Origin of the sequence: Asticcacaulis sp. W401b (genome assembly GCF_046503825.1) — a bacterium.
Taxonomy (GTDB): domain Bacteria; phylum Pseudomonadota; class Alphaproteobacteria; order Caulobacterales; family Caulobacteraceae; genus Asticcacaulis.
The window spans coordinates 439,128-463,931 of record NZ_JBKFEE010000003.1; the positions used below are offsets into that span (position 1 = coordinate 439,128).

General features: G+C 57.6%; 18 protein-coding genes and 1 pseudogene. 16 read left to right on the top strand and 3 right to left on the bottom strand.

Annotated elements, in window-relative coordinates:
* Positions 1-4 precede the first annotated feature (4 nt).
* The 5 genes from ACK8OE_RS09695 to ACK8OE_RS09715 all read left to right on the top strand — a co-directional run bounded on the left by ACK8OE_RS09695 (position 5) and on the right by ACK8OE_RS09715 (position 7,384).
* Positions 5-3,169 carry an efflux RND transporter permease subunit gene (locus ACK8OE_RS09695; protein WP_410272359.1) on the top strand — a complete coding sequence of 1,055 codons (3,165 nt, stop codon included), beginning with the start codon at positions 5-7 and terminating at the stop codon, positions 3,167-3,169.
* A gap of 68 nt (positions 3,170-3,237) precedes the next feature.
* The gene (locus tag ACK8OE_RS09700) at positions 3,238-4,461 is read left to right on the top strand and encodes an MFS transporter (protein ID WP_410272360.1); all 1,224 of its coding nucleotides are present in this window, start codon (positions 3,238-3,240) and stop codon (positions 4,459-4,461) included.
* Between the two features lie 140 nt (positions 4,462-4,601).
* A complete protein-coding gene (locus ACK8OE_RS09705) occupies positions 4,602-4,778 on the top strand; it encodes a hypothetical protein (RefSeq protein WP_410272361.1) in 177 nt (58 codons plus the stop codon).
* A gap of 240 nt (positions 4,779-5,018) precedes the next feature.
* On the top strand, positions 5,019-5,357 hold the full coding sequence (locus ACK8OE_RS09710; protein WP_410272362.1) for a hypothetical protein: 339 nt from the start codon (positions 5,019-5,021) through the stop codon (positions 5,355-5,357).
* A gap of 924 nt (positions 5,358-6,281) precedes the next feature.
* Positions 6,282-7,384 (top strand): IS3 family transposase gene (locus tag ACK8OE_RS09715; RefSeq protein WP_410272384.1). Its coding sequence is split into 2 segments (ribosomal slippage): positions 6,282-6,534 and positions 6,534-7,384, totalling 1,104 coding nucleotides; the frame shifts between segments, so codons are not numbered across the junction.
* Between the two features lie 300 nt (positions 7,385-7,684).
* Here ACK8OE_RS09715 and ACK8OE_RS09720 read toward each other — a convergent pair.
* A complete protein-coding gene (locus tag ACK8OE_RS09720) occupies positions 7,685-8,707 on the bottom strand; it encodes an IS110 family transposase (RefSeq protein WP_126420472.1) in 1,023 nt (340 codons plus the stop codon).
* 60 nt (positions 8,708-8,767) lie between these two features.
* Between ACK8OE_RS09720 and tnpA the strand changes: the two genes are divergently transcribed.
* Genes tnpA through tnpC form a run of 3 tightly spaced genes read left to right on the top strand, consistent with a single transcriptional unit; the run spans position 8,768 to position 11,262 of the window.
* Positions 8,768-9,265 carry an IS66-like element accessory protein TnpA gene (gene tnpA, locus ACK8OE_RS09725; RefSeq protein ID WP_410272363.1) on the top strand — a complete coding sequence of 166 codons (498 nt, stop codon included), beginning with the start codon at positions 8,768-8,770 and terminating at the stop codon, positions 9,263-9,265.
* Positions 9,246-9,599 carry an IS66 family insertion sequence element accessory protein TnpB gene (gene tnpB, locus ACK8OE_RS09730; protein ID WP_410272364.1) on the top strand — a complete coding sequence of 118 codons (354 nt, stop codon included), beginning with the start codon at positions 9,246-9,248 and terminating at the stop codon, positions 9,597-9,599. The genes tnpA and tnpB overlap by 20 nt, the downstream gene beginning before the upstream one ends.
* Before the next feature lie 52 nt (positions 9,600-9,651).
* Positions 9,652-11,262 (top strand): IS66 family transposase, encoded by a 1,611-nt coding sequence (gene tnpC, locus ACK8OE_RS09735; protein WP_410272385.1) that lies wholly within the window; start codon positions 9,652-9,654, stop codon positions 11,260-11,262.
* Positions 11,263-11,532: 270 nt separating this feature from the next.
* Here tnpC and ACK8OE_RS09740 read toward each other — a convergent pair.
* Both ACK8OE_RS09740 and ACK8OE_RS09745 read right to left on the bottom strand, forming a co-directional pair.
* Positions 11,533-11,733: pseudogene (locus tag ACK8OE_RS09740) on the bottom strand (hypothetical protein); the annotation flags it as partial.
* The gene (locus ACK8OE_RS09745) at positions 11,685-11,939 is read right to left on the bottom strand and encodes a hypothetical protein (RefSeq protein ID WP_410272365.1); all 255 of its coding nucleotides are present in this window, start codon (positions 11,937-11,939) and stop codon (positions 11,685-11,687) included. The pseudogene ACK8OE_RS09740 and the gene ACK8OE_RS09745, both read right to left, overlap by 49 nt.
* Before the next feature lie 178 nt (positions 11,940-12,117).
* Here ACK8OE_RS09745 and ACK8OE_RS09750 point away from each other — a divergent pair, with 178 nt between their 5' ends.
* From ACK8OE_RS09750 to ACK8OE_RS09785, 8 genes are all read left to right on the top strand, one after another.
* Positions 12,118-12,597, top strand: a complete 480-nt coding sequence (locus tag ACK8OE_RS09750; RefSeq protein WP_410272366.1) for an RNA polymerase sigma factor — start codon at positions 12,118-12,120, stop codon at positions 12,595-12,597.
* Positions 12,598-12,611: 14 nt separating this feature from the next.
* Positions 12,612-13,571, top strand: coding sequence for a FecR family protein (locus tag ACK8OE_RS09755; RefSeq protein ID WP_410272367.1), 960 nt, complete (start codon positions 12,612-12,614; stop codon positions 13,569-13,571).
* 140 nt (positions 13,572-13,711) lie between these two features.
* On the top strand, positions 13,712-16,813 hold the full coding sequence (locus ACK8OE_RS09760; protein WP_410272368.1) for a TonB-dependent receptor: 3,102 nt from the start codon (positions 13,712-13,714) through the stop codon (positions 16,811-16,813).
* A 157-nt stretch (positions 16,814-16,970) separates the two neighbouring features.
* A complete protein-coding gene (locus tag ACK8OE_RS09765) occupies positions 16,971-20,333 on the top strand; it encodes a TonB-dependent receptor domain-containing protein (protein WP_410272369.1) in 3,363 nt (1,120 codons plus the stop codon).
* Between the two features lie 462 nt (positions 20,334-20,795).
* Entirely contained in the window at positions 20,796-22,409 is a 1,614-nt protein-coding gene (locus tag ACK8OE_RS09770) for a family 43 glycosylhydrolase (protein WP_410272370.1), read from the top strand.
* 43 nt (positions 22,410-22,452) lie between these two features.
* Positions 22,453-23,379: a rhamnogalacturonan acetylesterase gene (locus ACK8OE_RS09775; RefSeq protein ID WP_410272371.1), complete on the top strand. Its 927-nt coding sequence runs from the start codon at positions 22,453-22,455 to the stop codon at positions 23,377-23,379.
* Positions 23,380-23,428: 49 nt separating this feature from the next.
* Positions 23,429-24,412 carry a pectinesterase family protein gene (locus ACK8OE_RS09780; protein WP_410272372.1) on the top strand — a complete coding sequence of 328 codons (984 nt, stop codon included), beginning with the start codon at positions 23,429-23,431 and terminating at the stop codon, positions 24,410-24,412.
* Between the two features lie 56 nt (positions 24,413-24,468).
* On the top strand, positions 24,469-24,804 hold a 336-nt coding region (locus tag ACK8OE_RS09785; RefSeq protein WP_410272373.1), incomplete at its 3' end, for a twin-arginine translocation signal domain-containing protein.

Sequence of the window (24,804 nt, forward strand, 5' to 3'; positions counted from 1 at the left end):
GACGATGCACAAAACACCTTTCCTGGAGGCGGTTATTACGGCCTCCATCCGTTATCGCTGGGTCGTTCTGGCCCTCGTGCTGGTATCCGCGGCCATCGGTGTCTGGAGTTTCCAGAAACTGCCGATCGACGCGACGCCTGACATCACCAATGTTCAGGTGCAGATCAACACTGAAGCCCCCGGATTCTCGCCATTGGAATCCGAGCAGCGCATCACCTTCCCGGTGGAAACCGCTATCGCCGGCTTGCCGGGGCTCCAGAATACCCGCTCGGTGTCCCGTTACGGCCTGTCTCAAGTGACGGTCGTTTTTGAGGACGGCACAGACATCTATTTCGCCCGGCAACTGGTTAACGAGCGGCTGCAAGGCGCGCGCAGCCAATTACCGCCTGGCCTGAACCCGGAGATGGGCCCGATCGCCACCGGGCTTGGCGAAATTTTCATGTATACGGTCGAGGCTAAGCCCAACGCGAGCAAGCCGGATGGCAGCCAGTACACCCCTGAAGATCTACGCACGTTGCAGGACTGGGTCATCCGCCCGCAACTGCGCAATACGCCGGGTGTCACCGAGGTCAACACCATCGGCGGGTTTGAACGGCAGTTCCACGTCACGCCGCTGCCGGAGCGACTTTCGGCCTATGGTCTAACCATGGCTGATGTGGTCTCAGCCATCGAGCGCAACACCTCGAATGTGGGGGCAGGTTACGTTGAACGTTACGGTGAGCAATATCTGATCCGGGTCCCCGGCCAGGCCGAAGGCTTGACCGATCTCGCCAGCATTATTGTGGTCAGCCGCGGCGGCCTTCCTATCCGGGTAGCCGACGTGGCCGACGTCGCCAATGGTGATGAGTTGCGCACCGGCGCGGCGACCGAGGACGGAAAAGAAGTGGTCCTGGGAACCGTCTTCATGCTGGCGGGAGAAAACAGCCGCACGGTGGCGAAGGCCACGGCAGAGCGGCTGAAGGTCGCTGCGGCGGCGCTGCCTGCAGGCGTCGAGGCGGTGGCTGTCTATGACCGTACCGACCTAGTCGAACGTGCTATCCACACCGTGGAAAAGAACCTTGCCGAAGGCGCGCTTCTGGTCGTCGTTATCCTGTTCTTGTTGCTTGGGAACATCCGGGCGGCGCTGATCACGGCACTGATCATTCCGTTTGCCATGCTGATGACCATCACCGGCATGGTCCGCGGCGGCGTGTCGGGCAATCTGATGTCGCTGGGGGCGCTTGACTTCGGTCTGATCGTTGACGGAGCGGTGATCATTGTCGAAAACTGCCTTAGACGGTTCGCGGAAGCGCAGCATTCTCACGGGCGCCTATTGACCCGTGACGAGCGGTTTAAACTCACTGCCGAGGCCACCTCCGAAGTCATTCGGCCGTCGCTATTTGGCGTGTTGATTATCACCCTGGTCTACGTGCCTATTTTTGCCCTCACTGGCGTCGAGGGCAAGATGTTCCACCCGATGGCGATCACGGTCGTGATGGCGCTCACAGCAGCCCTGATTCTATCGCTGACCTTCGTCCCCGCGGCCGTCGCGATGTTCGTCACCGGCAAGGTGCAGGAAAAAGAAAGCGTCATCATGCGCGCCGTTCGCGGCGTCTATGACCGGGTGCTGAAGACGGCGATGCGTTTACGCATTGTCATGGTGGCGGTATCCGTCGCTCTCGTCGTCCTGGCGGCTTTCGCCGCCAGTCGTATGGGCTCGGAGTTCGTGCCAAACCTTGACGAGGGGGACATCGCACTACACGCGCTGCGTATCCCCGGTACCAGCCTGACCCAGGCCATCCACATGCAGACCGCGCTTGAGGCGCGGATCAAGCAGTTTCCCGAGGTCGAACGTGTGGTGGCCAAGATTGGCACGGCGGAAGTGGCCACTGATCCTATGCCGCCCAGCGTCGCGGACACATTCGTAATGCTGAAGGATCGCAAGGACTGGCCGGATCCCAATAAACCCAGGGCGCAACTCGTCGCCGAAATGGAAGCGGCGGTGAAAAAGGTACCTGGCAACAATTACGAGTTTACCCAACCGATACAGATGCGCTTCAACGAGCTTCTGTCTGGGGTGCGCGCGGACGTGGCCGTCAAGATATATGGTGACGATCTCGATGTGCTTCTGGAGAAGGGCAATGAGATCAAAGGCGTGATCGAAGGGGTCGAAGGAGCCCAGGACGTCGGCGTGGAACAGATCACTGGCCTGCCGGTCCTTCAGATTCGCCCCAATCGCGCGGCGCTCGCCCGTCTGGGTCTGAACGTCGAGGACGTGCAAGCCGTTGTCTCCACCTCCATGGGGGGCGCAGTGGTAGGCCAGATGTTTGAAGGCGACCGGCGGTTTGATATCGTCGTTCGGCTTCCGGAGGCGATCCGCAGCAATGTCGATGAAATCGGTCGACTACGCATCCCCCTCAGAAACGCCGATGGCGCGGTGACAGGGTTTGTGCCCCTCGAAGATGTCGCCCATATCAGTATGGAAAAGGGGCCAAACCAGATCAGCCGTGAAAATGGCAAACGGCGTGTCGTCGTCACGGCGAACGTCCGCGGTCGCGATCTGGGCTCGTTTATTTCTGAAGTCCAACAGAAGGTCGGAACTGAGATTGAGGTGCCGGCGGGCTATTGGATCGGCTATGGCGGCACGTTCGAGCAACTGATCTCAGCGGCCAAGCGTCTTCAATTCGTAGTTCCGGCGGCTTTGCTGCTGATCTTCGGCCTGCTGTTCGCGCTATTCCGATCCGTAAAAGATGCCGCCATCGTCTTTTCCGGTGTGCCTCTGGCGCTTACGGGTGGGGTAGCCGCCCTTCTGCTGCGAGACCTGCCCCTGTCAATCTCGGCCGGGGTGGGGTTCATCGCTCTGTCAGGCGTCGCGGTGCTCAACGGCGTGGTGATGGTAACGTTCATCCGGACCCTCCTCAATGAAGGCAAGTCACTCGACATGGCCATTTATGAGGGGGCATTGACCCGATTGCGACCGGTTCTCATGACGGCGCTCGTCGCATCACTTGGCTTTGTGCCGATGGCGATCAATGTCGGGGCTGGGGCCGAGGTGCAGAGACCTCTGGCGACTGTCGTTATCGGCGGTATTACCTCATCAACGCTTCTGACCCTCCTGGTACTTCCGGCCCTGTTCCGAATGGTACATGGAGGGGAGAAAAAGTCGCTTCAGGCAAAAATGAAGGTGTAGGGCTGGCGGGGGCGGCCCTGGCTTCCCCCGTACTTTCCCGCAGGTTATTCGACAGGTTTGAAATTTCCATGATGAGCGTTCTCAAAAACCGAGCTTACCGCCACATGTTCGGGGCTCAGGTCGTCGCCCTGATCGGTACGGGTCTTTTGACCGTGGCGCTGGGTCTGCTCGCCTACGACCTCGCGGGTCCCAATGCGGGCGTTGTACTTGGAACCGCACTGGCCATCAAAATGATTGCCTACATCGGTGTCGGACCGATCGCCAATGCCTTTGCCGATCGTCTGCCCCGTCGGCCGTTATTGGTCAGCCTTGATCTCATCCGGGCCACGATTGCCTTGCTGCTTCCTTTTGTTTCGGAGGTCTGGCAAATCTATATTCTGATCTTCGTTTTGCAATCGGCATCGGCAGCTTTTACCCCGACGTTTCAGGCGACGATCCCTGACCTGCTTCCTGACGAGAAAGATTATACGCGGGCGCTGTCTCTGGCGCGTTTGGCCTACGATCTTGAAAGTCTGGCCAGTCCTGTCATCGCCGCAGCCCTGCTGACGGTAATCTCGTTCAACCTGCTGTTCGTTGGAACAGTCGCAGGATTCCTCCTGTCTGCTGCCCTGGTGGTCAGCGTCGCCTTGCCGCGTCCGAAGACAAAACCGAGAGAGGGTGGTATGGTCGACCGCACCACCTATGGCTTGCGTCTCTATCTGAAGACGCCGCGTCTACGGGCACTGCTTGCCTTTAGTCTTTCTGCCGCTGCAGCAGGTGCTTTTGTCTTCGTCAACAATGTCGTTTATGTTCGGACTCTTTTGGGAAAGGGCGAAAATGACGTGCCCGTTTCGCTGGCCGCCTTCGGCACAGGCTCGATCGTCGCGGCGCTTGTCCTACCAAAACTCCTCGGCGATCGCGAAGATAGGCCTGTCATGCTGGTGGCGACGTTACTGATGGTGATTACATTGACCGGTATGGCCGTCGTGACGGGCTTTCACCTATTGCCGCTCTGGCCCTCGTTGGTGGTCGGACTCTTCATTCTGGGAATAGGTTACTGCGCGGCGCAGTTACCGTCAGGTCGCCTCATTCGCAGGTCAGGGGACGAGGAGACCCTAAGCGCCTTGTTCGCCGCGCAGTTCGCCTTATCCCACGCCTGCTGGCTCGTAACCTATAGCCTAAGTGGCTGGATAGGCGCGGCCTTTGGGTTGGTGGCGGCACTATTGGCAATGGCAGGCCTCGCTTTGATAGGCTTTGTTTTCGCTCTTTGGCTATGGCCCACAGAGGGCCAACTTGCGAAACGAAAGACGTAAGACGTAAGACCCTCTGACTGAATTTCATTCGCTCAGAGGTCACGGCCGGTAAGGTGCAGGAGTATCGGGGCACCGGGCCGGGCAGAGCGGTCGCGAGCCCCGGTCGCCATCGCTGGAATGCCAAGCAGGTGCATGACTTCGTGTTGTTCATGCGAAATACCGGGCCATGGCCCGATGAGGCGAAGAACCTCCAGCATCAGGACGTCGCGATCGTCACCGATCCTTACGCCGGCGAGCGTATTCCGGAAATCGAGGTCCTTGTCATGATCGATGTGTGCTACTGCAAGTCCATGTCAGGCGCGGTGAACGTCTATTAGCGCCTTCTCGCCCGACCGAAGCCCGTTACCCTCCCAAAGGTCAGCAAGCGGCAGACGCGGCCAGGGGAGGGGATCGACATCCCGCCACAGGTTCTTCCCCATCCGAAAGACCCGGTCTTCCCCGGCAACCACATCAAGCTCTTCAATAGTCTCCTGGAGCGCCGTGGTCTCAAGGAGGACCGTGACGGTCAGTTACGCACCGCCTACAGCCTGCGCCACACCTATATCTGCCTGAGGCTGATGGAAGGCGCCGACATCTACCAGATTGCCAAGAACTGCCGTACCAGCGTTGAGATGATCGAGAAATACTACGCCGCCCATATCAAGAACACGCTCGACGCCTGCGCTATCAACCGCCGCAGGCCACGGCCCAAGGGCGAAGCCGCGGAACACAATCTTCATTCCGAAGAGTCAGACGCGAAAAATATCCGGAACCGGATCGGCGCCGAACCGCTAGCCCGCCTTCCGGGCCGGCTTTGCCAAGGCGATCGCCGACAAGGCAAACAGGCCGAACGGCCTCTTTTTGCCGCACGCAGCTATGTGCAGGTTCTACGGGTTTTGGCCCTACTGCGCCTCTAGTGCTGAGCGGAGAACGGTGACGTATAGAGTACGATGGGGGTCGAACGCTACGCTCGCCTCCTGCTGAAAGACGAAAAATACGATATTCGGACCCATAGTAGGAAGGTGTTGGACGGCATTGACTTAGAAAGCCTCCGTGTTTGGGGAAAATTGGCGAACAGAAGGGTGCATTCATCAACAGAAATCGAACACGTGACCCTGAGGTCGAGTTCGTCTCATGTCCCAAAGCAATGGCGCCGCAGCGAGTAAGTCGCTGCGGCGCTTTCCTTTTTTCAGGCTGTAGAAAGTTCAATGAGACGAATTTCAAAACTCACGCCCCGCATGATTTCCAACTATTGCAGCATCAGAATTGCTCCTGTTCTGACCCCTCGGGAAACCGAGGCTTTGCGCAACTACCTTCTTGATCTGATGAAGAGCAGGGTTTTCCCCCCATACGACAAACATCGCATCGACTGCTGGGCCATCGCGCAGGCCAGTGGCGTTGACGAGGAGCGTATTCGAGAATCCAGATCCCACATCCAGCCCGTCTTCGATGCAATGTGCAGAGCGCTGGCGGATTTGGGACAAGCGCGGCCAACTCCCCGACGTGCGGCGCCCGAGCTCTCGTCCTCGAGAGAGGCTGGATTACGCGCACCGAAGTGCTGCCCGCCAGAAGACAATGTTCCCGCTAAACGAAAACGTGGCCGACCTCGTAAGGGTGAGGTCGTCATAAAACCAATCCCGAAACAACGCATGAAGCCCGGTCCGAAGCCGAACCCGGTTATCGAGTTTCCTGAACCAAAATGGACTGACTGGGTTGATTGCCCGACCTTCGGGGAAACACTGGCGATGCACATGAGACGTCATGGCGACAGCGTCAGGCATCTGTGCAAGGCAATATCGGACGGCGACCTTACGCTCGACTGCCATGCTCTTCGGCACTGGATTGCTGGCAAGGCATCTCCGAACACGGTTCAAAGCCTGTCGATTTTACAGCAGGCAGATGACGGCGTGGCGGTCGCCGAGGTCTGTCGCAAGGCCGGCATATCGGACGCGACGTTCTACAATTGGCGTAAAAAATACGCTGGATTGATGCCGTCAGAGATGCGGCGCATGCGCCAACTGGAAGAAGAGAACGCGAAGCTGAAACGGATTGTCGCGGATCTGTCGCTTGATAAAGCCATGTTGCAGGATGTTCTCGCAAAAAAGCGCTGAGGCCTGCCGCCAGTCGTGAGCTTGTTGACCGGGTGATTTCCACCTGGCAGGTGTCAGTCAGAAGAGCCTGTCGGGCACTTCGGATTGATCGCCCGATGTACCTCTACAAGCCGCGCACAGGTGATCAGGCCGACCTGAAAAAGCGGATTACAGAGATCGCCCAAACTCGAGTTCGGTATGGCTACAGGCGCATACATGTGCTCCTCGTACGTGAAGGCTGGGTCGTTAATCCGAAACGAATCTACAGGCTTTACAACGAATTGGGCCTTCAGCTCAGGAAGAAACCACCCAGGCGTCGCGTGAAGGCCAAACTTCGGGAGGATCGCCGTGAAGCCACGCGTCACAACGAGACCTGGGCCATGGACTTTGTCCACGATCAGCTCTGCACCGGCCGGAAATTACGCATATTGACTGTCGTGGACACGTTTTCCCGCTTTTCGCCGACGATTGACCCCCGCTACACTTACCGCGGCGAAGACGTCGTACAGACCTTGGAAAATGTCTGTAAGCGCGTCGGCTATCCAAGGGTCATTCGGGTTGATCAGGGCTCAGAATTTATCTCTCGCGACCTTGACCTCTGGGCTTATCAGAAGGGAGTTACGCTCGACTTCTCACGGCCTGGAAAGCCGACAGATAACGCCTTTATCGAGTCTTTCAACGGCAAGTTCCGGGCGGAGTGTCTGAACGCGCACTGGTTCATGAGCCTTGACGACGCCCGTGAAAAGATGGAGTCTTGGCGTAAGGACTACAATGAAGTCCGACCCCATAGTGCCATCGGCAATAAACCCCCGATATCACTCGTGTCGGGCTCCGCGGCGCTCGCCGCACACTGAGCCCTAACCCCCGGAAATTCTAGTTTCGGGTGGCCAAGAAATGGGGAGCATGTGTGGACGGCTCCCTATTGGCAAGAAGATTTTGGTGTATTGATATCGGTGGGGTGCAGGCATGTGTCCGGCCTTTTGATGCGGCCGTTCATTGCCGCTGGCCCTGATGTATTCCGCAGATTGGATCCCAGACACGTCATCGCGCTTTTTTTGCGCCAGCTCCCAACGACGGGTTTTTCCAATCTCGGTATCGACCGCATTCATCACACCATCAGCACCTCACCAATTCGCTAAACCTGCGCAGGTGGCCTACGCGGTCATTCCGTTAAAGCGTGTTCCGTTCACCATGAGCGCCCAGGCAATGCGCGCCATCTTGTTGGCCATAGCAACGGCCACTACGGTGTACGGTTTTCGAGACAACATTCCAGCACCCCACGCCGCTGTCGTCGATTTTGCGCTTTTGCTAAATCGCAAGACAGCGGCCGCACCCACGACCAGCAATCGTCGAATATAGGGATCGCCCTGCTTGGTGATTTTGCCAAGCCGCTCTTTTCCGCCAGACGAGTTTTGACGCGGCACAAGGCCGAGCCAAGCGGCAAGCTGCCGGCCCGATTTGAACAAAGATGCATCAGCTACCGTAGCGGCGATAGCGCTGGCCGTAATCGGGCCAATCCCGGGTATAGTCTCAAGCCTTTGGCTGAGATCATTCGACCGGTGCCAAGCCAATATCTGCTTATCCACCTCGCCAACCTGCAGGTCCAGGTCCCGCAATTGTTGGGCGATCGGGAGTAAGGCTGTACGAGCGACTGTGGTGATCATGTCGTGGTCTTCGTCTTCCACTAAGGCCAACAGCATATCAACGCCGCGGGCACCCAGCTGGGTCACGAGCCCAAGTTCGGCAAGGTGCCCCCTAAGGGCGTTTACAAGCATAGTCCGTTGCCGAATGAGGAGTTCGCGGACGCGGTGAAGCATCAGCACGCTTTGCTGTTCCTCGGTCTTCACCGGCACAAAGCGCATCGTCGGCCGGGTGACTGCCTCGCATATGGCTTCGGCATCAGCGGCATCATTCTTTTGTCGCTTCACGTAAGGCTTCACATAAGCTGCCGGAATGAGTTTGACTTGGTGGCCCAAATCAATCAGTTGCCGCGCCCAGAAATGAGCTGTAGCGCACGCTTCAATACCGATTAGGCAGGATGGAAGCCCTGCGAAAAAGGCTCCAACCTCGTTTCGACGTAACTTTCGTCGAAAAACAACCGCCCCATCGGCCGCTATCCCATGGGCTTGGAAAACATGCTTGGCAATATCAAGACCGATCGTGGTAACCTCTTTCATGGATGGCTCTCCAATGTTGTGTAAGCGCGAATTTCCCTGCACCTTTTGGTGAGGCCGGGGATGTTGGAAGATGTGTCCACCAAGAAGGAAGGTGGACACCAATTGGATTCGTTGGATTTTGAACGTGGCGTAGTTCGTGTGGGGAGTGACGGGCGTCGCTGGTATGACCCAGTATGGAAGGCGCGGCTTGTGGCGTCATGCCTTAAACCTGGCGTGTCTGTTTCGCGTCAGGCACTTGAACATGGGGTAAACGCGAACCTGTTGAGGAAGTGGATCAAGGCCTTCGAAGAGAGCCGCACAATGGGTGGCGCTTCATCGACGGCGTTCATTCCGGTGCAGATTTCCGACCGTTATGTGAGTGCAGAAGAGGCAGAGGTCGGGCGGATGGCATCTGGCCGGCAGGAGCGTTTAGGATCTGCGGGGAGCGACCGTTTTGGAGCGCCGTTGAAGATGAGCGCGTCATTACCAAACGGGGTGAGGCTGACGCTGGAAGCCGGCGACAGGTATGGATTGGCAGCGATCATTGGAGCCTTGAGCGATGTTCAGACTGGGCGCTGACCTTCCTGTCTACCTTCATCGTGAGCCGATCGACTTCCGGGCGGGGATTAATGGCCTTGCCGTCCTGGTGCAGGAGACGATGGCACTGGATCCGTTCAAGCCGGCGGTTTTTGCGTTTTGTAATCGGCGCCGCGACCGGATGAAGCTGCTGTTTTTTGACCGTTCGGGCTTTGTCCTTGTCCTGAAGCGGCTGACGGAAGACCGGTTTCGCTGGCCACGGCGCGAGGCGCTGGTCGTTACGCTGACGACTGAGCAATTGCATTGGTTGCTGGACGGGATCGATATCGATGCCATGGTCCGCCATCCTGTCCGGCAATACGAGATCGCAGGCTGACAAGGTCAATTGTATAGTTGACGCGGGCCCGCGGTTCAGATTCAAGAATCCGATGAATCGAGCGGGCGAGCCAAGTGTTGCGGAACTGCTGGCGCAGTTGAAGGCCAATGCGGCCGAAATCGCCCTGTTGAAGGCGCAGAAGGAAGCGCTTGCCCTGCGGGTCGTCAAACTTGAAGAAGAACTGGCACTGGCGCGGCTGCATCGATTTGCCCCCAAGAGTGAAAAACACATCGACCGCCTCTTTAATGAAGCCGAACAGACGGTGGCGGAATATGAGGGCGAGGATGGTGATGACGGCGATGGCGGCGATGGCGATGGCGTTGTTTTACCGGAAACCGGCTTAGCGTCTGGCAATCCTGAGACGGGTAAGAAGCGCGGGCGCCGCCCGCTACCGGAAAACCTGCCGCGCGAGCGCGTCGAATATGACCTTCCCGACGATCAGAAGGGGTGCCCTTGCTGTCGTGGCCAGATGCATAGGATAGGAGACGTCCAGTCCGAGCAGCTTCATATCGAGGTCAAGGCGAAGGTTCTGCAGAATGTGCGCTTCAAATATGCCTGCCGCCATTGCGATCGTAACGGTATCCACACGCCTGTTGTCATCGCCCCTATGCCGGCGCAGCCCCTGCCGGGGAGTGTGGCCACGGCCTCGACGCTAGCCTTTGCCCTTGTCCATAAATATGTCGACGGAACGCCTCTTTATCGCCTGTCGCAGGCGTTTGAACGCGCGGGTGTTCCTATCAGCCGCGGCACCCTGGGCCACTGGGTTATCGGTTCCAGTGAAAAACATCTGAGCCGCATCTATGACGCGCTGAAGCTGCGGCTTTTGTCCCAGCCGCTGATCCATGGTGACGAGACGACGGTTCAGGTGCTGAAGGAAAAGGATCGGGAAGCCACGAGTAAGTCCTTTATGTGGGCCTATCGCAGCGCCGAGGACAGCCGGGAGCCGATCGTACTGCTCGATTACCAGCCAGGTCGTGCCTCCACCTACCCCCAGGCCTTCCTGGGGGACTATCGCGGCACCTTGATGAGCGATGGCTATACGGCGTGGCGCTCGCTGAAAGGGGCAACGCACCTTGGATGTATGGCTCATTCCAGGCGACGCTTTGTCGACGCCCACAAGGCCAGGCCCAAACCGGGCGGGCCGCCGGACCAGGCTCTCAGGTTCTTCGAGCAGCTCTATCGAATCGAACGGCTGGCACACGACGAAATCCCCGGTGACAGCGAAACAAAATACGAATGCATCCGTCGCTTCCGCCAAAAACATAGCGTTCCCGTTCTGACAGCCCTCAAGCAATGGCTCGATGACATCGCCCCCAAAGTTCCGCCTGACAGCAAGCTTGGGGATGCTGTCAGCTATACGCTCAACCAATGGGACTATCTGACGCGCTACGTTGAAGACGGTCGGATGCCGATCGACAACAACCTGCTCGAACGCGATATCAGAGTCTTTGCAACAGGCAGAAAGAGCTGGCTGTTTAGCGATACCGTCGAAGGCGCAAAGGCCAGCGCTGTCGTCTACAGCCTCATGCTCACTTGCCGCGCCTGCGGCGTTGAGTCCCTCGCGTACCTCCGCCATGTCTTCACTGAGATGCCAAAGCGCGACAAGGACGCAGACGTCCAGGACCTCTTGCCCTTCAACTTCGCCAAACCCTCCAAACCCTAAGCCCAGCTCAACCGGGGTCTACAACCTCGGAAATCGCTACGTGCATCGAAATGAGCGCTTACAATGTTGTGACCTTTGACAGCCACAGTATGGCACCTAGATGCCGGGAGCGGGAGCCGTCCACCCCATCACGTCAGCCGCTTGCCCCGCGCCCTCCCATATGGAATGTCCGACGTTTCGGCGACTGGTAGAGGTTGCAGGCAAACGCTAGGGAAAGCGTCGGAATCGAAGGCCGCTCAAAGAAGGGCTATAGCCCATGGCACTCTCGTTTCACTGGGCGAGAGCGCTATAGGCCTTCGGTTCATTGGTTTGAGTTACGCGGCCAATTCTAAAAGTGTCGAGGGCAGCGTAGTAGAGTTGTTCGGCCTCGGCTGGCGGGATGTTGCCGATGGGTTCAAGAAGCCTTCGGTGATTGAACCAATCTACCCACTCAAGCGTTGCGAACTCGACGGCCTCAAAGTTTCGCCACGCGCCACCTCGAGCTTGAGTTGGATATCCCGGCGAGTCCTTGCTGACAGGCGCTCCGGATCTCGGTGGCTGGCGACATGTGCGTGTGGATGGGCGATTTGCAGAACTCTGCAGATCGGCTTGACCCCGTAATCGCCCTGTTGATCGAGGAACATCCGCACATCGCGTTCGCGGACTTCAGGTGAAAACTTGTTCGTCGTTTTGCTCATGGTAGCTCCACCTTCTCAGAAGTTGGAGCCTCCGGCAAATCCGAGGTGGTTCAAAACGTGCCGGAGCCCGCAGAAAAAAAGCCGTAAGCCATTGTCTTACAAAACAGAGAGTGTCGATCCAAATTTGTCGTGTTTTGGGTGCTCCAGCGTCTTAAGTGTTAGGATAGCTTAAGCGCCAATGGAAAACCTTAGGAAGATTTTAGCTAAAGCGAAACGGGTAGTCGTTCGCAAGGGCATTTCGCCCCAAGACGCAGAGGACCTCGTCCAAAGCGCCTACATGCGCGTCCATGCCTATGAGCAACGCGAGGTCGTGCGCTCCCAGGAGGCTTTGCTGATCACCGCAGCGGTGAGATTGGCCTATGATGAAAGGCGACGGCAGGATAGGGCAGCCATGGTTGAAAAAGCCACTGAGCTTCCGTCGGTGGCAGATGATGCGCCGCTCCCGGATGAAATATTGCGCGCGCAGCAGCGTATCGCGAGGCTGAAGGAAGGTCTGGACCGATTGCCAGAACGGACCCGTCGCATTTTGCTTAGCCGGCGGCTTGACGGCCTCACCTACAAGCAGATCGCGCAAAGAGAAGGGGCAACCGAGGCCGCGATAGAAAAGCAGGTGGCACGCGCCACCCTTGAGTTAATGAATTGGGTGAACGGATGGTAGGTCCAGACGACAATATGCTTCCGGAGCCGATTGAAAGATGGCGGCCGCGCGCGCTCGGTACAGCGGCCGAGGCCGCTGTGTGGATGGCGCGTTTGAAAAGTGATAACCGGCTGCCGGAGACGGAAGCGGCCTTTCGCCGCTGGCTGGAGGTAACGCCGGATGCTCAGTATCTTTTTGATGAAGCGACTGATGTCTGGGAGATGCTGCCATCGGCGATGCCGGCGCGTCGTAGCCGCCCTGTGTTGCCGGCGATATCGCGCCGGATGACTCTGGCGGGAGCGATGGCCGCGGCTATCGTGGTCGCCGTTGGTGGAGGTATCTATGCGGTAAACCTTCGTCCGGTGGTCTATGAAACGCAAAAAGGTGAGCAGAGATCGGTGTCGCTTACGGACACCTCAAAGGTTACCCTGAACACGGATACGAAGCTTTCTGTCAGGTACAGTCATAATCGACGCTATGTGCAACTGGAACGGGGGGAGGCGGTGTTTCAGGTTGCGCACGACTCTTCCAGACCCTTTGTCGTCGAAACGCGTAATCAACGCGTCACAGCGCTGGGTACGGTATTTCTCGTGCGGTCTGACCCCACTGAAATGCAAGTCGCTTTGTTTTCAGGGGAGGTGGAACTACGGGCGAAGCAAAATGTGTCGACGGCAAACGGCATGATCCTAAAGCCGGGTGAGCGGGCGACCGTCCGTGAGGGCATGACACCTGTCGTGGATCGGCCGGTATCGGACGTTATTACGGCGTGGCAAAGACAGGAAATCGTGTTTTCTGATGTGACGCTTGGCGAGGCCATCAATGAGCTGAACCGGTATAGCCGTCAGCAGATTGTGATTACAGATTCAAGCATCGCCTCACTTAAAGTGGCTGGCGTTTTCCAGACCGGCGATTCAGCCGCTTTTGCCAGTAACATGGCGCGTATATACGGCCTGAAAGTCCGTCAATCCGATGGCGTCATCGTACTGACACGTTGACTTTGTCATGATTTGACGTGTCGGGAGTGTAAGCGTACGGTATGCGACAATCCGGTCCGTTTGTGAGAACACAAACGAGACAGCAACACATACAAAAGCCGACGGTATCGGACAGGGGAATGCGCTTAAACGGGAATTGGGTGGCCGGCCTGTACGCCGCCATACTGGCTGGTCTCATGCCAGCCACTGCGATTGCGCAGTCTGTCATAGATTGTCAGTTCCCTGAACAAACCCTGGGGAAAACACTGACCGCTCTGGCGCGCGCAGGCAAAATAACCGTCCTTTTTGATCCCGCTCTCGTAAATGGATTAAACTCTCGGCCGTTAAATGGACATTTTGCAGCCCGCGAAGCCTTAAACCGCATACTCATGGGATCAGGCTTGCGGGCCGTTCAAATGTCGGCGGGGCAATTTATTATTGAGCGTATACCGTTGCAGCGGACACCGGCGCCCCCTTCTGTTCAGGCCCCCGAACGTCCGCTGCCTGAGCCGGATCTGGTCCCTCTCGTTGTCGTGCAAAGTTCTAAAAGCGAGCTTCGCGAAGCAGAAGTTTCCAAACGGGGATATAATGGCATCCTCGAAACAGCAATCTCGGCGGAAATCGCAAAATTTCCGGACGCAAACCTTGCAGAAGCACTTCAACTCTTGCCCGGTTCCGCGCTGGCGCGCGATCAGGGCGAAGGCCGCACCCTTTCAGTGAGAGGCATAGGGCCGGAGCTTTCGCTTGTAGAAATAAACGGGATCGAAGCACAGGCGGTGACCGACGGCCCGAACTTTGGCAGTTACAGGGGGCGAGGCTTTGATTTCAATGTCTTCCCCTCAGAGATATTTGCAGAGATATCGACATCAAAAACAACACGTGCGAGTCAGCCTGAAGGCTCGTTAGGAGCCAGTGTTTTTTTGACGACACCTAAGGCCTTGGAGCAAGCGCCTCAACCAGACCAACTGAGTCTGACGAAGACCTATAATGATCTGTCCAAAGCTGTCGGCTCGCGTGTGACCACCTCTCTGTTTCGCAAGACGAATGATAGCCGTTTCGGCTGGACAGTGTCAGCATCCTGGAGTCGTACGCCGTTCGAGATTCAGGGGTTAAACAGTGGTTTTTGGAATACAGGGGCGTCAAATGGGGGGTATTGCCGCCCTACTTTGAATTCAGGTGGAATTTGCGATGTGGTGCCCGGCGAGTATGCGTTGGCGGTTCAAGCGTACGCGCTGCTGAACGCGCCTCGTGTGCTCGCGCCACAATTCTACCGCTTCACCAGCATCTCAGGACTGTCTACCAGAAGCGGTGTGGCAGTTGGGCTCCAATGGCGTCCGAGTGACGACACTCTGATAACGGCAGACTACCTTGTTTCAGAGCTAAGCACGCGGCGCATCGGGCATTACCTTTTCCCTATCGGATTTAGCCGCGGCGCGGCACAAGGCGGCAAACCGGAGATAGTGCCAAGAGACGTCGAGGTGGATGGGAATGGGAGCGTCGTATATGGTCGCTTTGACAACGTGGACATCCGTTCAGAGGTCATATTCGATGAATACAAGACTCGTTTCGAACAAGGCTCAATCCAGGTCTCACGCGCATTCGGACCTCGGCTACGCTTCAAGGGGGCATTGGGGTTTTCACGGTCAAACTTTATAAACCCCAAAGATGTCGGTATTCATCTTGACCGCTACAATGTGGATAACTTCATTTTTGACTTACGAGGCGCTGGTCAAAATAATCCTTCATTCAGCTTTGGATTTGATGTGAAGGACCCGCCCGAATGGTACTTTGGCCCCCGTGTTCTGCAAAACCAGGGCACGGGGTACATGGGGCCTGAGATCAGATATAGACCCAATTTTGTGCGAAATGAGTTTGACGTTTTGAAAGGTCAGCTTATTTATCCGGTTTCCCCAGATATCGAGATCGTCGCGGGTATCCAGTGGAAGCGGTATGGATTTAATTCCGAGGTTTTCAAGTTTACAGAAGGTGACTTTGATTTCTCTGTTCCACAAGAGGGCCTGGCATCGCTAGGCGAAATGTTTTGCGGCCTTGGCCGGTTTAAGGTCTCATCATCTACACCAGTTTGTTGGTTTGCGCCGGATCCGGAAGCCTTCGCGAAGACGTACAATATTTATGGTAATGTCGGCAGAACCGTTGTTTCTCGCGATGTTCCCTTGGCCAGAGGGTTTAATCAGTCGGTTACAGAGACTGATCTGGCCGCGTTTGTGGAGTGGACCTTTGAGGGAATGTGGGGCCCGTTTCCCATTAAGGCGGACGCCGGCTTGAGGGTCATTGAGACCCATCAGAACTCTGAGTTTTATAATGAAGCCAATCTGGCTTCACCTTCGGCACCGCGTCTTGAGACGGTATCGCGAAGATATGTAGATACGCTCCCAACGGCGAACATTGCATTGGAACTCAGCCCGACACAGGTCGTCCGATTGGGACTTGCTAAGGTCATGGCGCGTCCCCCTCTAACCAACATCGCGGCAGCAACGGCCCTGAACATTGGCGGAGGTTCCAGACAGGTCATTTCAGGCAATCCGCTAATCAAACCGATCCGAGGAGCCACGATCGATCTGGCTGCCGAGTGGTATCCCTCACGAGATCTCAATCTGTCGCTCGGCTTATTTTATAAGCACATCAGTACCTATATCCAAAATTACTCATCCGTGGGGTCCTATGCCAGTACGGGGCTCTCGGAGACACTTCTTGAGAACACAGGCGCCGCTCCGTCCGATGATTTCCTCATCACCGAAGTGATTAACACCCGCGGGGGGGAGGTGAACGGCCTCGAGTTTAATTTGCGCTGGCGGGCGCGAGGGGCAGGGAGTCTGTTTTCAGGTCTTGGCCTTGACCTCAACTATACGCAAATAAAAAGTGACATCGAGTATTTCCTCGACGATCAGGGTCAACGTCGCCCTGTACACTTCGACTTGCTAAATTTGTCCCCGCGCACCGCTCGCGCGACGCTTTTCTATCGCATTACTAACCTTGAAGCTCAGATGACAGGCGTTCATCGTAGCGCCTATCTGACGAGCGTGCCCGGAGCACGAATATCAGATGCCGCAGGTGTCGATGGATCGTTCTACCTCAGCGCGGCGCTTGCGTACAAGATTACTCCCAGTTTGCAACTGCGCCTGGAAGGGCTCAATCTTACAGACGAACCTTCTCGCACATGGGAGGGGCTGGAAACAAGGCGGCTTGTTGACGTCCAGTGGAGTGGCCGGACGGTTTCCCTCGGTCTCAATTACACCTTTTAGCTCCCTCATGGCTCCTGAGCGAAAAAAAACGTCTTCGGCATGTCGGAAATAGGCAGTCCCCCGGTCTTATTAGGTAAGGCTGCGTGACACCGGTGTCTCGGTGCGATGCGACAGCCGTTCTTGGGCGGCAACGAATAAATATCTCAGGGAGAAACAAATGAAATTAGCAAACACAGGGCCGCACAGCGGTCTGCGAGCGGCATTGCTTGCCAGTATATCGCTTGGGGCGTTAACGCTGATCGCGCCCGCTGTGGCGAGTGCGCAGGAGGCGAGCCCGGCCGCCGAGGAGCCGACGACGGTTATCGTGACGGGTTATCGCGCCAGCCTGCAAAGCGCGCTGACGACTAAGCGCAAAGCCGACGTGATGATGGATGCCATCAACGCCGAGGACATTGCCGACTTCCCCGATGCCAACCTGGCCGAGTCTCTACAACGCATCCCCGGTATCTCGATCGACCGCGACAATGGCGAAGGCCGCACGATCACCGTGCGCGGTCTGGGGGCTGACTTTACGCGCGTGCGTATCAACGGCCTCGAAGCCCTGTCCACGGCTGGGGCCAATGACGCCGGTTCCAACCCCAACCGCTCGCGGGCGTTTGACTTCAACACCTTTGCGTCTGAGCTGTTCAACAGCCTGCGCGTCCGCAAAAGCTCGTCGGCTGAAACCGATGAAGGCTCGCTGGGCGCAACGGTTGACCTGATTACCGGCCGTCCGTTCGACTACAAGAAGGATCAGTACGCCTTTTCGATTCAGGACGCCTATTACGACAATGGCGGTTTCCACAATCCGCGCGTCACAGGGCTGATTTCGAAACGCTGGGCCGATGGCAAGCTGGGCTTCCTGGCCTCGGTGGCCTATTCCGAGCGTGACTCAGAGAACGATCAGTACCGCCGCGGTATCGGTCAGTCGGAATATCTGTATCGGAACTCGACCTGGGCCACATTGGAAAACCCCCGTCGTGCGGGTTTCTCGGCCCCTGCGGGCACGACCTTCACCAATAGCATTTCCAACCCTACGGCCACAAACACGGCAGGTACAGTAAGCACAACGCCGGCTATCACCAACACCAACTATATCAATGCGGTGACGGGTTCCGACCCGGCAGCCTATGCCTTGCTGCATAATCCTCTGGATTCGTCTCTGGTCCGCATCCCGGCCTTGGGTTCTATTGAGCAGCAGGACCTGCATCAGGAACGTCTGGGGATTACGGCTTCTTTCCAGATGCAGCCAAACCCCAATACGCGTGTTTCGATCGATGGTTTGTACTCCAAGTTCCGCAACGAAAGCACCATCTATCAGGTGTCGTCGGTCGGTCTGAACCGTGACAACACCAATGCGGGTTATGCCACGTCGGCCAATACGGTCACGACCGATACAGCGACGGCGCGCACGACACGCCGCAACCTTTATCCCGGCACCTGTACAGCACGTGACGCGACGGATTTGTTGGCGGCTATCGACTGTGGTCAAGCGCAGAATGGTACGACTCTGGTCCCAGGTACGTTCTTCTCGTACAATCCGAACAACCTCGACCCCTACGATTACTACAACTCACCGACGGTCAATGGTGCGGCCAATCCGGGCTATGTGTCCTCTGCCGATCTGCTGGGCTTCCGTGACAAGCTGATTGGACGTCAGTCCACCGACGTGCTGGCGGCTAATGTCTCGAATGGCGTGGCTGACTATCTGGTGCTGCGTAATGTCGATTGGCGCTCAGCGGCCGATCGCAACTTCTACACCACGGAGTTCAAGCAGCTCTCGTTCAACCTGAATCAGAAGTTCAGCGATCGCCTGACGGGGGATTTCACGATTGGGGCGTCGGAGTCCTATAACGAAAATCAGGGTCTGCTGGTCGAATTCAACCGCATGGATGCGCCGGAGAGCTTCGTTTTTGACGAACGCGGCGGCGGCGAGATGCCGGTGTTTAACCTCGGTTTCAACGCGGCTGATCCGACCAACTGGGGTATGGTCAAGGGGTTTTCGGGTATCCGCCACTACCAGCGTTTTGTGACCAATAAATACGCTGGGGCTAAGGCGGATTTCGGCTATGAGCTGAACGAAAATCTGTCGCTCAAGTTCGGCGTCACCTCGCGTAAGTACGACTTCCAGACCAACCTGCTGGAGCGTGAAAACGACCTGCTCAACCCGACCGAAAAGGAAGCCAAGGTTTCCGTGGCCTCTCTGGGTAAGGTCATTCAGTTTGGTCAGGGGCTGGATGTGCCGGGCGGTACGACGACCTCGTTCTTCGCCCCGTCCATCGAAGGCTTCAATTCGGTGTTCGACTTCACCTGTAACTGTATCAACAAGTGGGGCGACTGGCGCATTCACGGTAAGCGCAACGGTGGCCGCGAAAACTTCAAAGTGCAGGAACGCAGCGAAGGCGGCTATCTGCAACTGAACTTTGACTATGATGTGCTGGGCGGCAATGTGTTCGGTAACATCGGTGTGCGCCAAGTTAAAACGGACCTGACCTCCTACGGTACCACCTCGGCGGGCCGTCCAATTACCGGACGCAACGAATATACCGACACCCTGCCTTCGTTTAACGTGGCCTGGCAGGTTATCCCGAACGTCTATCTGCGCGCCGCTGCAGCCAAGGTGATGGCGCGTCCGCTTCTGGGCAATCTGTCGCCGTCCATCACCGCCATCAGCATTCCCAACACCGGCGGTACGACGGGCGCGACCCTGACCATTGGTAACCCGAAGCTGCAACCCTTCCGCGGCAAGACCTATGACCTGTCGGCGGAATGGTACTTCGCCAAGGGTGGGCTGCTGTCGATGGCCGTGTTCAAGAAGGACATCGCTTCCTATCCGCAGACGGTTCTGTTCTCGGCACCGCTGTCCACCTTCCTGTCACCGGAAGATCTGGCGTCGCTCAGGGCTCAGTTCACCAATGTCAACCAACTGGCCTATATCGACGGCAATGGCGAAGCGACGGCGCGTCAGTTCCGCGATGCGCCCGGCGGCACGCTGGAAGGCTGGGAGTTCAGCTATCAGCAGGACTTCACCTTCCTGCCGTGGATCCTCAAAAACACCGGTGTGCAGTTCAATATGACGCACATCGATTCCAAACTGACCTATATTCTGGATCCCGGCACCGCGACCGTGGCCCCGACCTTTGGTAACGGGCCGTGGTTGGGGGCGTCGCCTGACGCCATCAACCTGACGCTCTACTACGAAACGGATATGTTCAGCGCTCGTGTCTCGATGGCCAAGCGCGAAGGCTATTACACCACCTATCCGCTGGCCTCCGGTTCGTGTTCGCCGGGCCTGAACAGCAATGGCACGGCCTGTAACTCGCCGCTTATCAACGATTTCGCTGGCTCTCTGCCGACGCAAAACGTTGACTTCTCTATGAGCTACAAGCCGACCAAGCGCCTGACCATCACGCTCGAAGGTCTGAACATGACCAATGAAACCACCAACCGTTTCGGTTATGGCGCCACCAGCCAGACCGTGGTCAGCCAGTACGGCTCTACCGGCCGTCAACTGACGCTGGGCGTGCGGTACAAGTACTAAAATCGGCCGCTATCCCTGTTCGCAGGGATCGCTCTGTTCAGGCTCAGGCGACGCGTTTCTGCGTTTGTAAATACGGGTGCCGTTTACACTCCCTGTGGCGGCACCTTTCAACTGACATCTGAGGGAACCCTGAGCCCCCTCGTTTGTACAGGGCAGGTGTAAGATAACCTTATCGCCTGCCCTTTTTTGTCTCTGGTTTCAATATCCGTGAACGGGATGCTAGAGCGGGATGATTCTAAATCGAAGCGTCATCCCGCTCTAAATTTCTGTTTTGTCGAGATATTTTGTCGAAAGCCGCTCACACTTTTCGACATATCGCCCTAACGTGGTGTGGACCAACAGAGGTCAACCCTGTTTGGCAAAGCCGTAAGGGTGAGGTGGGCGTAATACACCGCTAAGCAAATCAAACGCGTGCCCTTGAGGCTTCGGCCATGTCCCTGTCGAGCGGGAAGGAAGGTGAAAATGATCAGTACCCGGCGTAACACAATGAAGGCTCTCGGCCTCGGCGCATTCCTGTTCGGTGCCCCCGGAGCAGTGGTGGCCGCCCCGCAGACCAAGCCTGCGACATGGCCGAAGGGCATTGAGGGCCAGCGTCAGCCGGATCTGGGTGACGGCACCTTCCTCAACCCGATCATGGCCGGGGACCATCCCGATCCGTCCATCCTGAAGGCCGGTGACGATTACTATATGACGTTTTCAACCTTCGATGCCTATCCGGGTCTGGTGATCTGGCATTCGAAGGACCTCGTCAACTGGCGTCCCATCGGTCCGGCTCTGACCCGCAATATCGGCTCAGTTTGGGCTCCGGAACTGTGCAAGCACAAGGGGCGTTATTATCTGTACATCCCGACCAAGAGGACCTCGGCACCGGGCTCCAAGACCACCTCATGGGTGATCTGGGCCGACCGTATCGAGGGGCCGTGGTCCGAGCCGATCGACCTCGACCTGCCCAACCATATCGACCCCGGCCATGCGGTGGGCGAAGACGGGTCGCGCTGGTTGTTCCTGTCGGGTGGTGACCGCGTGCGCCTGTCGGACGATGGTCTGTCGAAGGCGGGTGAGGTCGAGCACGTCTATGATCCGTGGCGCTATCCGTCCGACTGGATCGTTGAAGGCTTTGCCCCGGAAGGGCCAAAGATCACGCGGCACGGTCAGTATTATTACATGATCCTGGCTGTCGGGGGCACGGCTGGCCCGCCGACCGGGCACATGGTTATTGCGGCGCGCTCGAAATCGATCAACGGGCCGTGGGAACACCACCCGCGCAATCCGCTGGTACGCACGACGTCCGCGGAAGAAAAGTGGTGGTCGCGCGGCCATGCTACGCTTGTCGAGGGGCCTGCCGGTGACTGGTGGGGCGTCTATCACGGCTATGAAAACGGCTTCTGGACGCTGGGGCGGCAGACCCTGCTGGCCCCGGTAACGTGGTCAAAGGACGGTTGGTTTGATTTCGGCGGCGGGGACCTGTCGCAGCCTATAAAGAAGCCCAAGGGTGGCAAACCGCATGGGTTTCAGCCTTCGCACGGGTTTGCCCTGTCGGACGACTTTACGACGGATAAGTACGGCATCCAGTGGAACTTCTTTAACCCGTCGCCGGACGAGAAAAGCCGTATCCGCCGCGAAAACGGTGTGCTGCACCTCACGGCGGCGGGTGAAGCGCCCAGCTCCGGCGCGCCGCTGATCACCATAGTCGGTGATCCGGCCTATGAGATCGAGATGGAGATCGAGGTCGATGCGGGCGTGCGCGCCGGTCTGCTGCTGTTCTACGACACCAAACTCTATTGCGGTCTGGGATTTGACGGCAAAAACTTCGTCACGCACCAGTACGGCATCGAGCGCGGGCGTCCGGCCAATCCGCACGGCCGCCGGATGTTCATGCGCCTGCGCAACGACCGGCACATTGTGACCTTCGACACCTCGTCGGATGGTCAGACCTGGCGGCGTTTTGACCGCGGCATGGAGGTGTCAGGCTATCACCACAATGTGCGCGGCGGCTTCCTGATGCTCAAGCCGGGCTTCTACGCGGCCGGGCAGGGCGAGGCACGCTTCAGCAACTTCCGCTACCGGGCGCTGTGATGCCGGGAAATGAATAATAAAGCTCAAGAGAGGAATGCTCCCTATGACTGTGGCTGCCTACGGTATGAAAAAGTCTATCGCTTTCGGCTCAGCGATGCTCGCGCTCAGCCTGCTGGCCGCGCCGGCCCTCTCGCAGACTGCGCCTAATCTGTCTCCGCAGGACATTGAAGCCCGTGCCCAGATCAAAAAGATCAATGCCAAAAAGGTCATTCTGGTCGGCGATTCCACTACGGCGGTTCTGGGGGGCTGGGGGCCCAGCTTTTGTGGCCACCATCTAAGCTCATTTGTAGCCTGTATAAACCTGGCCAGAGGCGGGCGCTCGACCTTCAACTATATTGCCGAAGGCTCTTGGGATATTGCTCTGTCTGAAATGAAAAGTGGCGGGTTTTCAAAAACCTATGTCCTCATTCAATTTGGCCATAATGATCAACCGGGTAAACCCGGCCGTTCCACAGACCTCGAAAACGAATTTCCGCAGCTTCTGAAGCGCTACGTCAACGAAGCCCGTGCGGCCGGGGCTATACCGGTGCTGGTGACGCCCTTGACCCGTCGCGGGTTCAAAAATGGCGTGCTGGAGACCGATCTGGCCCCCTGGGCCGTCGCCACGCGCAAGGTGGCGGCGGAACTGAACGTACCCCTTGTGGACCTTTACGCGCGCTCACAAAGCGAGGTTCAGGCAACGGGCCCGGTCGCCGCCATGCGATTTGCGCAAAAGCCGCCCAGCGCAGAAGTGCTGGAAGCGGGCAAAACAGGCACGACGATTTCCGGGTCCACAGGCGTGCCTGCGGCACCGGCTCAGACCCCGCTTACCGAAGAGCAGATACGCAATGCTCAGGAGCCTCTGGGGCAGGCGAAGCTCAGTTTTGATTACACGCATCTGGGCAGAGAGGGGGCGGACTTTTTTTCCAAAATCGTTGCCTATGAACTGGCGCGTGCGGTTCCGGAACTGAAGCGAGACCTTATCCCGTGAACCGTCGTCACCGTGTATCTGAACCGTGTTCATTGTTGAGGAACCGTTGATGACCGCAAAACGACCTATGCTGAATCGCCGGCTGTTCTGTGCGACGGGTGTGCTGGCATTGATTTCAGCCCCCGCGGGCTTCGCACAGGCGCGGGTGACTGTGCGTGTGCCGACGCAGTACAAGACGCTTGCCGAAGCGTTTGCGGCCCTGCCTGACGCGGGAGGCGTGGTCGAGATTGCGCCGGGCATCTACCGCGAAAAACTCAGCCTGTCGAAGCCGGGCGTGCATCTTGTGGGAACAGGCAAAAAGCCGGAAGACGTCGTCATCGTCTGGGGCGACAGCGCGAAGATGGCCGGTGGCACAGGCAAATCAGCGTCGTTTACCGTCAGTGGCGATGGCTTTCGCGCCTGCAACCTGACGATCCAGAACGACTGCCACCTCACTCAGCCGGACAATCCCTCTCAGGCCGTGGCCTTATCGATAAGCGCTGACCGTGCGGTTTTACGCAATGTCCGTCTTCGGGGGGCGCAGGACACCCTCTATGCGGCGTCAAAAAAACCGACCCTCCCAAGCCGCCAGTACTATAAGGATTGCTACATCGAAGGGCATGTCGATTTCATTTTCGGCAATGCCCTGGCCTTCTTTGATCGCTGCCATCTGCATATCATTGAGCGAAATGGCGCCTTCATCACGGCCCACAGCCGCACAGGGGACAGCGAAACCACAGCCTATGTCTTCGATCACTGCCGCATTACCACGGCAGGCGAGGGGAGTTACTATTTCGGGCGGGCGTGGCGACCCTATGCGCAGGTCATTTTCCTCGATACGCGCATCGACGGGCGTATTCATCCGGAAGGCTGGCGCGAATGGACGCCGGGCAAGACCGAGACCTACGCCACGGCGCACTTTGCCGAATACAATTCCAGTGGACCGGGTGCGGATGTCAGCCAGCGGGTCTTCTGGGCGAAGCGGTTGAACGCAAATCAGGCCGCAAAATGGCGGCTGGAGAACGTCTTCCCCGATCGTAGCTGGATTCAATAACGACCTTTTCCCACCCTCTGTGCGCGAACCGGCAAGAGGGAGCCCCTGAGTGAACCATGACCCAACTCAATCGCCGTAACTTCCTCACTGTTTCCGCCGCAGGCGTGGCGGCCGCTTCGGTCGCAGAACCCGCTGAGGCGGCCGAGACCAGCCGTATGGCTATCCCCGACGAGGGCTGGAGCCTGTGGATCGACGAAAAAGCCCTTTATAAGGACGATGTCATCTATCTGCCGGCGCAGGCGGACCTGAAGACCCTTCCGGTCAATCCACCGACCGGAGGGTGGGGGGCGCTGACCCCCGAAGCCACGGTTACCCTTCCGGCCACGGTTGAGCAGCACTTCTGGGGCCGCTTTGGACTAAGGCCCTATACGGGCGATGAATACCGCTATGCT